The sequence below is a fragment of the Streptomyces rimosus genome, assembly GCF_008704655.1.
Classification (GTDB): domain Bacteria; phylum Actinomycetota; class Actinomycetes; order Streptomycetales; family Streptomycetaceae; genus Streptomyces; species Streptomyces rimosus.
The window spans coordinates 629,758-643,001 of sequence record NZ_CP023688.1 but is presented as its reverse complement, the minus strand read 5'-3'; the positions used below and the strand labels follow the sequence as shown (position 1 = coordinate 643,001).

The window sequence follows — 13,244 nt, the reverse complement described above, 5'->3', positions numbered from 1 at the left end:
TGCAAGGGCCCGTTCGAGGCTGGACCGACCGCGGTTGGGGCGGTCTCCGTGCGGCGCGGCGGGGCGATCACGGACCGACCACGGCTCGAAGAACGGTCGAAGACCGGCTGCCACGCTCACGCCGAGCGGCCGCCCCCAGCCCGGCCGCCGGAGAGGAGAGTCGTATGACCGCCCCGGAACAGCCCTCGGGCGTCCCCGTGGACACCGCGCTCTACCAGGAGATCCAGCACTTCTACGGACGCCAGATGCGCTGCCTGGACGAGGCGCGGGTCGAGGAGTGGGCCGGCACCTTCACCGAGGACGGCGTCTTCGTCGCCAACGCCCACCCCGAGCCGTCCGTCGGGCGGGCCGCCATCGCGGCCGGGGCCCGCAAGGCCGCCGCCCTGCTGGCCGAGCAGGGCGTCCAGCGCCGCCACTGGCTCGGCATGCTGGACGCCGACGCCTGTGACGACGGCACCGTCCGCGCCCGCACCTACGCCCTGATCATCAGCACGCCGCGCGGCGGCCAGGCCGCGGTGCACCTGAGCACGAGCTGCGACGACGTGCTCGTACGGGAGGACGGCCAACTGCGCGTACGGCACCGCGAGGTGCGCCGGGACGACCTGCGGCCCGAGTAGTGCAGCCCCGACCCGCGAGCGAGAGAGGAGCCCTGCCCATGGCCGAGCGCCACCCCGAGGGCCCGCAGGACAGCACCGCCGAGGGGCCGCCGCTCGACGTGCTGGCGCAGTTGACGGGCGGCCCGCGCATCGACGACGTGCTGTCGCGGGCGGCCCGCCGCGCCCCCAGACGGCTCGCGCTGAGCGGCCCCTCAGGGGACCTGACCTACGCGGCCCTGGAGGAGCGGGCGACGCGGTGCGCCGCCGCGCTGCGCGAACTGGACGGTGAACCCGGCGCGGTGGTGGGCATCGCCGCCGTACTGGACACCTCGTTCGCCGTGGCGTACTTCGGCGCCTCCCGGGCCCGGCACGTCAGCGCGATGTTCAACCCGCTGCTGCGCGAGGAGCGCCTGACGCACGTGCTGCGCTCGGCGGGCGCGCGGACCGTGATCGTCCCGCCGGAGATGTACGCGCGTATCCAGGCCGTACGAGGGGACCTGCCGGCGTTGCGGACCGTGGTGCTCACCCACCGCGAGGCCGGCTTTCAGGAGGCCACGGCCGACGTGCCCACGCTCGACGAGCTGATCGACGCGGCCCCCGCCACGGCGCCGTTCGCCGGCCGCGACCCCGAGGCCGTGGCCAACCTCCAGTTCACCAGCGGCACCACCGGCGCCCCGAAGACCGTCATGCTCACCCACCGCAACCTGACGGTGAACGCGGCCCAGACCGCGTACACCCACCGGCTCACCCCCGAGTCGGTGCTGCTCAACACCCTGCCGTCGTTCCACCTGATGCACCTGAACATCGCGGTGACCGTCGGCGCCACCCACCTGCTGCGGCCCGGCGACGACACCGTGGCCGCACTGCGCGAGGGCGCCCGCCACGGCGCGACGCACCTCTACAGCCTGCCGGTACGGCTGGCCCGGCTGGCGGCGGACGACCGGCTGCCGGAACTGTCCGTGCCCAGCCTGCGGGCCGTGCTCTCCGGCGGATCGGCCCTGCCCGCGCGGACCGCCGATGTCCTGGGCGGGCACTTCGGCGTCCCGGTCGTCCAGGGGTACGGACTGGCCGAGACCGCGCCGTCCACGCACTTCGACGACCTGGACCACCCGGTGGCCGGCTCGTCGGGCAGGCCCGTACCGGGCACCGCCTGCCGGATCGTGGACCTGCGGACCCGCGCCGTCCTCCCGGTGGGCGGCCGCGGCGAGATCCAGGTCAAGGGGCCCCAGCTGATGAAGGGGTACCTCGGCCGGCCGCGGGAGGAGTCCGTGGACCCGGACGGCTGGTTCTCGACCGGCGACATCGGCGAGACCGACGCGGAGGGGCGGCTGTTCGTCGTCGACCGGGTCAAGGACGTCTTCAAGTGCGACAACTGGCTGGTCTCGCCCCTGGAGATCGAGAACGTGCTGGCCCGCTGCCCCGGGGTGACGGACTGCGCGGTCTTCGACCACCCGGACGAGTTGAGCGGCGCCGTCGCGCACGCGCTGGTGGTCCTGGCGGACGAGGCCGCCGACCGCGACGCCGTCATCCGCTTCGTCAACGACCAGCTGCCCTACTACCAGCACATCAAGTACCTCGACGTCGTACGGCACATCCCGCGCTCGCCCACCGGCAAGATCCAGCGCCGCGACCTGCGGGAGCAGACCCTCGGCGGCACCCGGAAGCACGCCACGGGCGCCACCCATCACACGAAGGGCACCTCCACCATGTTCACCTTCATCAACCGGTTCACGGTCCAGGGCGACGCCGCCGAGTTCGAGAAGCGGGTCGGTGAGATCACCGCCCATATGTCGCGGCAGCCCGGCTTCCGCTCGCACCGCCTGCTGCGCTCCGCCAAGGACCCGCAGGTCTATGTCGAGATCGCCGAGTGGGACGACGCCGAGTCGCACGGCCGCGCGCTGCGCACCGAGACGTTCCAGCAGGCCGTGAGCGAGGTCAAGAAGCTCGCGAGCGCCGACCCGGCCCCGTTCGTCCCGGTCACCGCGGCCGGCTGACGGCGGCTGCGCCGCGCCGACCCCACCCACAGAAACAGAAAGGCAGTCCACCGTGACCAGCACCTCTCCCACGGCGCTTCCCCCCGCCGTCATGCGGCTGCGCGAACTCGCCCTGAGCGCCGCCTGTGCCGCCGCCGTCCGCGCCGCGGCGAGCCTGGGCGTCGCGGACGCCCTCGGGGACGAACCCGCGGACGCCGGCACCCTCGCGAAGGCGGTGCGGGCCGACGCGGACGCGCTGGAGCGCCTGCTGCGCGCCCTCGCCGCGTACGACGTCTTCAGCGAACTCCCCGACGGCCGCTTCGAGCACACCGACGCCTCCCGGCTGCTGCGCGAGGACGCCCCGCGCGGCCTGCGCTACTCGGCGCTGTGGGCGACCGAGCCGTGGACCTGGGCGCTGTGGCCGCACCTGGCGGACGCCGTGCGCACCGGCCGGGAGGAGTTCACCGCGCTGTACGGCACCGAGTTCTTCGACTGGCTGCACACCGCCGAGGCCCGCGAGTCGGCCGAGGTGTTCGACAAGGCCATGACCCAGTCCAGCGTGCTGTCGGCGAAGGCCATCGCCGAGGTGCTCGACCTGGACGGCGTCGGCGCCATGGTGGACATCGCCGGGGGCCAGGGCATGGTGCTCGCCACCCTGCTGGAGAAGTACCCGGCGCTGCGCGGCACCCTCTTCGACCTGCCGAAGGTCGTCGCCGACGCCGACCCGCGGCTGCGCGAGGGCGGCGCGCTCGCCGGGCGCGCGCAGCTGGTGGGCGGTGACTGCCGGCAGTCGGTGCCGGAGGGTGCCGACCTGTATCTGCTGAAGAACATCCTGGAGTGGGACGACGAGAGCACGGTGCGCACCCTGCGCAACGTCGCCAAGTCGGCCCCCGCCGGGGCGCGCGTCGTGGTGGTGGAGAACCTGGTCGACGGCAGTCCCGAGACCCGGTTCACCACCGCCATGGACCTGATGCTGCTGCTCAACGTCGGCGGCAAGAAGCACACCAAGGCGGGGCTGAGCGCGCTGGTGGAGCAGGCGGGGCTCCAGCTGGAGGAGGTACGCGCGGTCAACTCCTACCTGCACATGTTCGTGAGCACGGTGCCCGCGTAGTCGCCACACGTACGACGGGACCCCCGGCCGAAACGCTAGGCCGGGGGTCCCGTCGTACGAGGATCAGACGGTGGCGGGCTCGCCCTCCTCGAACAGGTCGGAGCGGACCCGCAGTGTCTGGTCGCCGTAGGCGATGCGCCGCAGGACGGAGCGGTAGGCCGGGGTACGCGAGACCAGCATCGCCGCCTTCGGGCGGACGGCCGCCGAAACGCGTCCGGTCGACAGCATCATCCGGCTCTGCATCACCTGGACGCGGGTCGCCCGCTCGGTCTCCGGACGGCGCCGCGCCGCGACCGCGTCGAGGAACCGCTCGCTCAGGTCCCGTCGCCGCAGGCCCTCGCACAGCACCGGGTGCGCGGCGACCGCGTCCTGGATGGCGAGGTTGATGCCCTGGGCCCCGATCGGGCTGTGGGTGTGCGCGCTGTCGCCGATGAGCAGCAGCCCGTCGCGCGCCCACCGCCGTGCGGAGCCGGCGAACACATCCAGCAGAGACACGTCCTTGAAGCTGTTCAGCTGCTGGTCCACCGTGTCCGCGTACTCGGGCACGGCTGCCCGGATACGCTCCTTGACGTGCGCGAACCCCCGCTCGGCCAGCGCCTGGTAGCCCTTGTGCGGCAGCGTCCAGCCGAGCTGTACGCAGTCGGGGAAGGACGTGTAGGCCAGCACCGGGTTGCCGCCGGCCCGGAAGATCCGCACCGTACGGGTGGCGGGCGCGGTGAGCTTGCACCACAGCACGTCCTGGTCGAACAGCTCGATGCGGTCGTACGGAATGCCGGCCAGCTTGCGGACCGTCGAATACCGCCCGTCCGCACCGACGACGCAGTCCGCGCGCACCACGAGCCCGTCCGCCCCGCCGCCGCACACCACACCGCGCACCACGCCGCCCTCCTCCACCAGCCCGTTGACCTTGGTGCCGGTCAGGCAGGTGAAGCGCGGGTGGGCCCGGCAGCGCTCCAGCAGATCGGTCAGCAGATGCTGCTGCGGCAGGCTGAGCAGACAGTTGTACGGGCCGGGCAGCCGCCGGTAATCCCCGTTGATCAGGGTCCTGCCGCGCTCCTCCAGCCGGAAACCGTCGTGCTCGTGGCAGCCGCGCCGCCGGGCACCCTCCAGGACGCCGAGCGCGTCGAGCAGGGCCTGCCCGCCCGGCTGGAGGATCTCGCCCCGGTAGGCGCGGTCCAGTGAGCGGCTGCGCTCGACCAGCGTCACCCGCGCCCCCGAGCGCAGCATCAGCAGCGCCAGGGTCAGCCCGGCCGGGCCGCCGCCGACGACGCACACATCGGTGTGCGCGCCGTCGGCCGGCGGCCGCGGGTGGCCGGTCACAGCTCCAGGCTGACGCCGTACTCCGCCAGCCAGGTGTTCATCCACAGGACCAGCTCCAGACTGCCGCGGTCGTACGGTTGGCTGACGGCGCCGACCGGCCGCCGCAGCAGGTCGCGCGCCCGACCCAGGTCGAGCAGTTCGCGGACCGGCGCCTGGCTGTCGGCCAGCAGCGCGGCCAGTTCGTCGCGCAACAGCCGCTCGTAGACCGGGTCCTGTGTGGCGGGGTAGGGCGTCTTGACCCGGGTGACCACCGACTCCGGCAGCAGGTCGCGCACCGCGGCCCGCAGCAGGCTCTTCTCCCTGCCGTCGAAGGACTTCATGGCCCACGGCACGTTGAAGACGTAGTCGACCAGCCGGTGGTCGCAGAACGGCACCCGCACCTCCAGGCCGGTCGCCATGCTCATCCGGTCCTTGCGGTCCAGCAGGGTCTGCACGAAGCGGGTGAGGTTGAGGTAGGTCACCCGGCGCAGCTCCGCCTCCCGCGCGTCCTCGCCGGGCAGGACGGGGACTTCCTTACGGGCCTCGGCGTACCGGTCGCGCTGGTAGCCCGGCAGGTCGAGCTTGTCCAGCAGCTTGCGGTCGAACAGGCCCCGGCCGCCGAAGTACCGGGCCGAGCCGGCGGTCAGCCAGGGGAACGTACCGGCGTCGATGGCCGCCGTCCGGTGGAACCACCGGTAACCGCCGAAGAGTTCGTCCGCCGCCTCGCCCGACAGGGCCACCGTGCAGTGCTGCCGCACCTGCCGGAAGAACAGGTACAGCGAGGGCCACATGTCGCCCCAGAACGCCGGGGGCAGGTCGGTGGCCCCCAGGACGGCGGCACGCACCTCGGGTGCCGCGAGATCGGCGCTGTCCAGCACGACTTCCGTATGGTCCGCCGCCACGTGCCGCACCATCTCCTGGACGTACGGCGCGTCCGTGTTGCCCCGTACGGCGTCCGGCTGGAACCGGGTGCCCGCGCCGGAGAAGTCCACCGAGAACGTACGGACCGGCCCGTCGCCCGCCCGCGCCGCCAGCGCCGTCACCGCCGACGAGTCCAGCCCGCCGGAGAGCAGGGTGCACAGCGGCACATCGGAGACCAGCTGCCGGCGCACCGTGTCCGTCAGCAGGCCGCGCACCGTGGCGATGGTGGTCTCCAGATCGTCGGTGTGCTCCCGCGCCTGGAGCGTCCAGTACCGCCTGCGGGCCACACCGGAGCGCCCGACGGTGACCATCTCGCCCGGCAGCACCTCGCGCATACCGGAGAAGACGGTCCGGCCGGGGGTCTTGACCATGTCCAGCACCTCGCACAGGCCCTCGGCCGTCACCCGCCGCCGCAGCGAGGGGTGCGCGAGCACGGCCTTCGGCTCGGAGCCGAACAGCACACCGGTGGCGGTGGGGTGGTAGTAGAGCGGCTTGACCCCCATCCGGTCGCGGACCAGCAGCAGTTCCTGCCGGGCCTCGTCCCACACGGCGAACGCGTACATGCCGTTGAGCCGGTCCACCAGCTCCCGGCCCCACCGGGTGTAGCCGTGCAGCACCACCTCCGTGTCGCAGTGGGTACGGAAGCGGTGCCCCTGGGACTCCAGCTCGACCCGCAGTTCACGGAAGTTGTAGATCTCCCCGCTGAACGTGATGACGTGGCTCGTGCCGTCCGGCAGCGTGCTGTGCATCGGCTGCCGCCCGTGCGCCGGGTCGATGACGGCCAGCCTGCGGTGGCCGAGCGCCGCGTGGCCACCGGTCCACAGGCCCGCGTCGTCCGGGCCCCGGCAGGCCATGGTGTCCGTCATGGCCCAGGCCGTCGCCCGCTCCTGCGCCAGATTGCGTTCGAAATCGATCCAGCCGGCGATTCCGCACATCGGCCGGTCCTCACTTGTCCCGCGCGGCGCCACCCGCGGACGGGGACGCGCCGGTGAGCGACGCGTTGGTCATCTCGATCAGGGCGCGCGGCGTGGTCGCCTTCTCCACCGCGTCGTCCCCGAGCTGGACCCCGTAGTCGCGCTCGATGCGTCCCACGGTGTTCAGCAGCGCCAGCGAGTCGTAGCCGAGGGCGTCGAAGGCGACGTCCTCGACGTCCCCTCCCAGGTCGATGGATTCCTCCTCGCCCGCGCACTCGCGCAGCAGGGTGAGCAGGTCGGAGAGGGTGAGCAGGGTCATGACAGTCCTACCTTTCGGGGAGTCGCAGAGGATTCATGAGACCGGCCGGGCCGGAAGCGAGCAGCTGACGGCGGCTCAGTCCCGGCCGCTGACCACCATCGCGGAGTTGAACCCGCCGTGACCGCGGGCCAGCACCAGCGCGTGCCGCAGGCGCGCCGGCCGGGGAGCGCCGGTCACCAGGTCCAGCGAGTCCGGGATCTCGCCGCCGTCCACGTGCACCGTCGGCGGTACGACCTGGTCGCGCAGCGACAGCAGCGCCGCCGCCAGGTCCAGAGAGGCGCCGCCGGCCAGCAGCCGTCCCGTCATCGTCTTGGGAGCCGTCACCGGCACCCCGCGCGGGCCGAACTCGGCGGCCAGCACCTGTGTTTCCACCGCGTCGAGCGCCGGTACGCCCATCGCGTCGGCGAAGACCACGTCCACGTCCGCCGGTCCGATCCCGGCGTCGTCCAGCGCCAGCCGGAGCGCTCTGCGCAGACCCGGTTCCCGGCCGGAGCCCGGACGGGGGTCGAAGGTGGCCGCGTACCCGGCGATCCGCCCGTAGACCTGCGGGGCACCCCGCTCCGCGGCGGCCCGAGGGTCCTCCAGGACCAGCAGCGCCCCGCCCTCACCCGGCACGTATCCGGAGGCGTCGGGGGAGAAGGGCAGGTACGCGCGGCGCGGATCGGTCCGGGTGGTCAGCGCGCCGGAACGGGTCATGCACAGCCAGCCCCACGGGCACAGCGAACCGTCCACACCGCCGGTGAGCATCAGCGGCGTCCCGTCCCGTACGTGGCGGCGCGCCTTGGCCACCGCGTCCAGCCCGCCGGCCTGCTCGGCCACCAGCGCGCCGCCGGGGCCCCGCATATCGTGCCGGATCGAGATCTGACCGGAGTTGACCGGATAGAACCAGGCGAAGGACTGATACGCGCTGACGTGCGCGCCACCCTTGCTCCACAGGGCCTCCAGCTCCCGCTGGCCGAAGTCGAAGCCGCCCGCCGACGCGGCGGTGACCACCCCGGCGGCGAAGTCGGGCATCGTGCGCGGGTCGGCGCCCGCGTCGTCCAGCGCCTCCTCGGCCGCGACCAGCGCGAGCCGGGTCATCAGGTCGGTCTGCGGCAGCAGCCGGTTCGGCAGCCGCGCGGGGTCGAAGTCCGCGATCTCCCCGGCCAGCGAGGAGGTGTAGCCGGACGGGTCGAACCGGGTGATCCGGCCGATGCCGCTGTCGCCGCGCAGCGTCGCGGCCCAGTACCGCTCGGTGCCCAGGCCGTTGGGCGCGACCACACCGAGGCCGGTGACCACCGGCCGGACGCTGCCGCCGGGGCGGCCGGTGCCGGTTTCGGGAGCGGGGGCGAGCTGGCCGGTCACCGCTGCCTCCCCGGCTCGGTGAGCACGATCGCGCTCTGGAAGCCGCCGAATCCGCTGGCCACGGACACCACGGTGGACACCTCGGCCTCCCTGGCGACCAGCGGCACATAGTCCAGGTCGCAGTCGGGGTCCGGCTCCCGCAGGTTCGCGGTGGGTGGGATCACCCCGTGCTCGATGGTCAGCGCGCTCGCCGCGACCTCCAGCGCGCAGATGGCACCGAGCGAGTGGCCGATCATCGATTTGATGGAGCTGATCGGGACCGAGTAGGCGTGCGGACCCAGGCTCCGCTTGAACGCCGCCGTCTCATGGAGATCGTTCTGCTTGGTCGCCGAACCGTGGGCGTTGACGTAGTCCACCTCCGACGGATCGACGCGCGCGATGTCGAGCGCGCGGCTCACCGCCTCGGCCAGCTCCCGCCCGTCCGAGCGCAGCCCGGTCATGCTGTACGCGTTGCACCGCCCGGCGTACCCGGCGATCTCCGCGTACGCGCGGGCCCCCCGCCGCCTGGCGTGCGCGTACTCCTCCAGGACGAAGAACGCCGCCCCCTCGCCCAGCACGAAGCCGTTGCGGGTGCGGTCGAACGGACGGGACGCCGTCTCCGGCTCGTCGTTGCGCGGCGTGGTGGCCTTGATCGCGTCGAAGCACGCCACCGTGATGGGGGAGATGGCGGCGTCCGACGCCCCGGCCACCATCACCTCGGCCGCGCCGTCGCGTACCAGGTCCGCCGCGTGGGTGAGCACGTCGATGCCGGAGGTGCAGCCGGCCGAGACCACCCCGGCCGGGCCCTCCGCCTCGGCCAGCCAGGCGATCTCGGCCGCCATCGACGAGGGCACGAAGTAGTCGTAGAGGTACGGCACCCCATGGGCGTCGTCCACCTGCCACAGCCGGCCCTCGTCGCTGACCACCGCGTACTCGCGGTCCAGGCTCATCGTCATGCCGCAGGCGGTGCCGGCCATGACGCCGGTGCGCAGCGGGTCCGCCTCGCCCGTCACACCGCTGTCCGCCAGCGCCTCCCGCGCGGCCACGTAAGCGAACTGCATGGTGCGGTCCCAGGCGCGGACCTGCCGCTGGCTCAGCCCCTCCGCCGCCGGGTCGAAGTCGCACTCCGCCGCCACCTGGGAGCGGAAGGGCGAGGCGTCGAAGGACGAGATCGGGCGGGTGGCGGTACGGCCCGCGGTGAGCATCTCCCAGAACGGTTTGGTGCCCACGTCTCCCGGAGCCACCACGCCGATCCCTGTGATTACGACGCGTCGCGCGTCATGGATCTTGGACACTGAGTCTCCTCTGCCGTCGTCGCGCCACCGGGGGCGGCACGAGCGCGTCGAGGCACAGAGTGACCTTCGGACCTCAAGGCGGTTTGGAGGCGGATTCGACGCCCGGGCCACTCCGGAGAGACGGCCGGGCGGGGCGGCGGCCGCTCAGGCGGACTGCCGCCCGGACCCGGCCCCGGTCCCGAACTCCGTCGCCGGACGGGCGTCCAGCTTCTCCCGCAGGCGGCTCAGCACCGCGATCGCCACGCGCATGTCCTCGACCGGAATGTCCTCGGCCAGATACTCCAGCCACCGCCGTTCCAGGGGACGCAGGTCGTCCAGCGCCTGCCGGCCGCGTGCGGTGAGCTCGACCAGGGGGCTGCGCTGGTCCTGCGGGTTGGGCCGGGTCGTGACGACGCCCTCGGCCTTCAGCCGCTCGACGGTCTGCTGGACCGCCTGCCGCCGCAGCCCCCGCTCGCGGGCCAGGCGGGCGACCGTCGAGGGGCCGCTCAGCAGCAGTCCGGCCACCTGCCAGCGCGCCGAGGTCAGCCCCGCGTGGGCGGTGAGGCTGTCGCCTTCGCGGAGCAGGCGGCCGTTGACCGCGAAGACCTCGGCGGTCACCTCGATCAGAGCGGCCAGGTCAGGGGCTGAGGAATCCATGGCCACAGCGTATGTACTCCCCGGAGAACGACAAGACCTTGTCAAAAGCCGCGGCGGTGATTACGCTCGGCACCCGGCCTCGGTGCCGATGGTGAACAACGTGTGTGTACGGGGCCGGAAGCGCCGGCCAGGAGAGTGAGGAACCGTGTCATCCGCAAATCCGGGCCCGGCGGGCACGGCGGACCAGGCAGGCGGGGCGTTCACGCATCGGCAGATCCTGACGGCCATGTCGGGACTGCTGCTGGCCGTGTTCCTCGCGGCCCTGGACCAGACGGTCATCGCCACCGCGATGCGCACCATCGCGGACGACCTCCACGGCCAGACCGAGCAGGCATGGGCGACGACGGGCTACCTCATCGCCTCCGTCCTGGCGATGCCGTTCTACGGCAAGCTGTCCGACATCTACGGGCGCAAGCCCATGTACCTGATCTCCATCGTGGTGTTCATCGGCGGCTCGGTGCTGTGCGGCACGGCCGGCTCGATGTGGGAGCTGGCCCTCTTCCGGGCCGTCCAGGGACTGGGCGGCGGCGGGCTGATGTCCCTGCCCACCGCGGTGGTCGCCGACCTCGCCCCGGTGCGCGAGCGCGGCCGCTACTTCGCCTTCCTCCAGATGGCGTGGGTGGTCGCCAGCGTCGCGGGCCCGCTGGCGGGCGGCTTCTTCGCGGAGGCGGGCCAGGTCTTCGGCATCGACGGCTGGCGCTGGGTGTTCCTGCTCAACGTACCGCTGGGCCTGCTGGCCCTGGTCACCGTGCGCAAGGCCCTGAACCTGCCGCACGAACGGCGCGAGCACCGCATGGACGTACTGGGCGCGGCGGCGCTGGCGCTGTTCCTGGTGCCCCTGCTGATCGTCGCCGAACAGGGCCGGACCTGGGGCTGGGGCTCGCCGGCCGCCCTCGCCCTCTTCGCGCTCGGCGCGGCCGGGCTGGCGGTCTTCATCCCCGTCGAGCTGCGGCGCGGCGACGAGGCCATCCTGCCGCTGGGGCTCTTCCGGCGCGGCAGCATCGCGCTGTGCTCCGCGGTCAACTTCACCATCGGCGTCGGCATCTTCGGCACGGTCACCACCCTGCCGCTGTTCCTCCAGATGGTGCAGGGGCGGACCCCGACCCAGGCCGGACTGGTGGTCATCCCGTTCATGCTGGGCACCATCGCCTCGCAGATGGTCTCCGGCAAGCTCATCGCGTCCTCGGGCCGGTTCAAGAAACTGGCGATCGTGGGCCTGGGCTCGATGGCCGGGGCGCTGCTGGCCATGGCCACCACCGGCGCGACGACCCCGATGTGGGGCATCGTCCTGATCGTCCTCTGGCTCGGCGTCGGCATCGGCCTGTCCCAGACCGTCATCACCCTCGCCATGCAGAACTCGGCCCCCAAGAGCCAGCTCGGCGTGGCGAACGGCGCCTCCGGCCTGTGCCGGCAGATCGGCGGCTCCACCGGCATCGCGGTTCTGTTCTCCGTGATGTTCGCGGTGGCGCTCGGCCGCCTCGCCGACCTGCTGCACACCCCGCGCTACGAGCGCCTCCTGACGGACCCGGCGATCACCGGCGACCCCGCCAACCACCGCTTCCTTGACATGGCCGAGTCCGGGCAGGGCGCGGGGATCAACCTTGACGACACGTCCCTGCTGAACGGCATCGACGCCCGGCTGATGCAGCCGGTGACGGATTCCTTCGCCCACGGCTTCCACATCATGTTCCTCGCCGGCGGCGTGGTGCTGCTGGCCGGGTTCGTCATGACCTGGTTCCTGCGCGAACTCCAGGAGGAGACCGCGCCGGAGGAGGAGCGGCCGGCCGAGAGCGGCGCCGGGGCGAAGAACGGGCCGCTGCCCGCGTCGGACGCCTGACCGTACGAAGACGGGCTCCGGCACCCGTACGACGCGCTCCGGCGCGGGGAACGTCCGATTCCCCGTGCCGGAACGGCCGGTTCCCGGCTCCCGGCCGCCCGTGCCGGGGTGTTCTGCCACCAAGGTTGCAGTTTCCCCTTCCGGTTTCCGCTGCCGGGCTGCACTTCCGTTGCCTTTGCTTGGGCCCCCGTTCCGCCGCCATTAGCGTCTGGATCCGTTCGGCCGACGGTGTGACCACAGATTCAGCGGAGGCGGAAGAAACCATGGACTTCAAGGCACTCGGCCCCATCCGGGCCGTCAACGACCGACTGGCCTACACCCCGAGCGCTCCGAAAGTGAAGCAGGTGCTCGCCCTGCTCGTGATGCGGGCCAACCAGATCGTCAGCCTGGAGTCCATCCTCGACGAACTGTGGGGCGACGCGCTGCCGCGTACCGCGGTCACCACCGCGCAGACTTACATCTACCAGCTGCGCAAGGACTTCATCGAGGAACTGGGCGTGGACCCGCAGGAGCGCGCCATCGTCACCGCGCCGCCCGGCTACCTGCTGCACACCCCCGAGGAGTCGCTCGACACCCACCACTTCGCGCGCCTGGCCGACCGGGCCCAGACCTGCTACGCCGCCCACGACGCCGCCGGCGCCGTCCGGTGGGCCGAGGAGGCGCTGGCCCTGTGGCGCGGCACCCCCCTCGCCGACGTGCCCTGCGGCCGGGCGCTGCGGGACTACGTCAGCAACCTCGACGAACGGCGCGTCTCCGTCCGCAAACTCCGCATCCAGGCAGCCATGGCCCTCGGCCGCTACGGCGAGCTGATCACCGACCTGCGCTCCCTGGTGATGGAGTACCCCTACGACGAATGGTTCCACGCCCAGCTCATGCTCGCCCTCGGCAAAGCCGGCCGCCGCGGCGAAGCCCTCCACGTCTACCACAAGGTCCGCCGCCTGCTCCGCGACGAACTCGGTCTCGATCCGTCGCACGATCTGCAACGTGCGCAAGAGGAGGTGTTGAGGTCGGCGTCTTGAG

The 13,244-nt window shown here is 72.5% G+C and carries 11 protein-coding genes; 5 read left to right on the top strand and 6 right to left on the bottom strand.

The genetic code is table 11. The annotated features are described in order from the left end of the window. Positions 1-164 precede the first annotated feature (164 nt). From CP984_RS02400 to CP984_RS02390, 3 genes are read left to right on the top strand one after another with little or no spacing between them, the layout of a single operon-like run. Entirely contained in the window at positions 165-617 is a 453-nt protein-coding gene (locus CP984_RS02400; protein WP_003981026.1) for a nuclear transport factor 2 family protein, read from the top strand. 38 nt (positions 618-655) lie between these two features. Then, the gene (locus CP984_RS02395; protein ID WP_003981025.1) at positions 656-2,590 is read left to right on the top strand and encodes an AMP-binding protein; all 1,935 of its coding nucleotides are present in this window, start codon (positions 656-658) and stop codon (positions 2,588-2,590) included. Positions 2,591-2,642: 52 nt separating this feature from the next. After that, a complete protein-coding gene (locus CP984_RS02390) occupies positions 2,643-3,680 on the top strand; it encodes a methyltransferase (RefSeq protein WP_003981024.1) in 1,038 nt (345 codons plus the stop codon). Positions 3,681-3,743: 63 nt separating this feature from the next. On the opposite strand, the gene CP984_RS02385 is transcribed toward CP984_RS02390, so the two are convergent. The 6 genes from CP984_RS02385 to CP984_RS02360 form a co-directional block, all read right to left on the bottom strand. Beyond that, positions 3,744-5,000, bottom strand: coding sequence for an FAD-dependent monooxygenase (locus tag CP984_RS02385; protein WP_003981023.1), 1,257 nt, complete (start codon positions 4,998-5,000; stop codon positions 3,744-3,746). Then, a complete protein-coding gene (asnB, locus tag CP984_RS02380; protein WP_003981022.1) occupies positions 4,997-6,835 on the bottom strand; it encodes an asparagine synthase (glutamine-hydrolyzing) in 1,839 nt (612 codons plus the stop codon). The genes CP984_RS02385 and asnB overlap by 4 nt, the downstream gene beginning before the upstream one ends. 10 nt (positions 6,836-6,845) lie before the next feature. Further along, positions 6,846-7,133, bottom strand: a complete 288-nt coding sequence (locus CP984_RS02375; protein ID WP_003981021.1) for an acyl carrier protein — start codon at positions 7,131-7,133, stop codon at positions 6,846-6,848. Positions 7,134-7,208: 75 nt separating this feature from the next. After that, positions 7,209-8,477: a tetracycline polyketide synthase chain-length factor subunit OxyB gene (gene oxyB, locus CP984_RS02370; RefSeq protein ID WP_003981020.1), complete on the bottom strand. Its 1,269-nt coding sequence runs from the start codon at positions 8,475-8,477 to the stop codon at positions 7,209-7,211. Beyond that, positions 8,474-9,742: a tetracycline polyketide synthase beta-ketoacyl synthase subunit OxyA gene (gene oxyA / locus CP984_RS02365; RefSeq protein WP_032920569.1), complete on the bottom strand. Its 1,269-nt coding sequence runs from the start codon at positions 9,740-9,742 to the stop codon at positions 8,474-8,476. Before oxyA ends, oxyB begins: the two co-directional genes overlap by 4 nt. Positions 9,743-9,895: 153 nt before the next feature. Beyond that, the gene (locus tag CP984_RS02360) at positions 9,896-10,387 is read right to left on the bottom strand and encodes a MarR family winged helix-turn-helix transcriptional regulator (protein WP_063726413.1); all 492 of its coding nucleotides are present in this window, start codon (positions 10,385-10,387) and stop codon (positions 9,896-9,898) included. 145 nt (positions 10,388-10,532) lie between these two features. Between CP984_RS02360 and otr(B) the strand changes: the two genes are divergently transcribed. After that, positions 10,533-12,224, top strand: a complete 1,692-nt coding sequence (gene otr(B), locus CP984_RS02355; protein ID WP_003981017.1) for an oxytetracycline resistance efflux MFS transporter OtrB — start codon at positions 10,533-10,535, stop codon at positions 12,222-12,224. Between the two features lie 263 nt (positions 12,225-12,487). Continuing rightward, the gene (locus tag CP984_RS02350) at positions 12,488-13,243 is read left to right on the top strand and encodes an AfsR/SARP family transcriptional regulator (protein WP_032922872.1); all 756 of its coding nucleotides are present in this window, start codon (positions 12,488-12,490) and stop codon (positions 13,241-13,243) included. Position 13,244 lies beyond the last annotated feature (1 nt).

Excerpts from the sequence above, each read along its gene's own strand:
- CP984_RS02400 (WP_003981026.1), top strand. The coding sequence starts at position 165 with ATGACCGCCCCGGAACAGCCCTCGGGCGTCCCCGTGGACACCGCGCTC.
- CP984_RS02395 (WP_003981025.1), top strand. The coding sequence starts at position 656 with ATGGCCGAGCGCCACCCCGAGGGCCCGCAGGACAGCACCGCCGAGGGG.
- asnB (WP_003981022.1), bottom strand. The coding sequence starts at position 6,835 with ATGTGCGGAATCGCCGGCTGGATCGATTTCGAACGCAATCTGGCGCAG.
- CP984_RS02375 (WP_003981021.1), bottom strand. The coding sequence starts at position 7,133 with ATGACCCTGCTCACCCTCTCCGACCTGCTCACCCTGCTGCGCGAGTGC.
- CP984_RS02360 (WP_063726413.1), bottom strand. The coding sequence starts at position 10,387 with ATGGATTCCTCAGCCCCTGACCTGGCCGCTCTGATCGAGGTGACCGCC.
- CP984_RS02350 (WP_032922872.1), top strand. The coding sequence starts at position 12,488 with ATGGACTTCAAGGCACTCGGCCCCATCCGGGCCGTCAACGACCGACTG.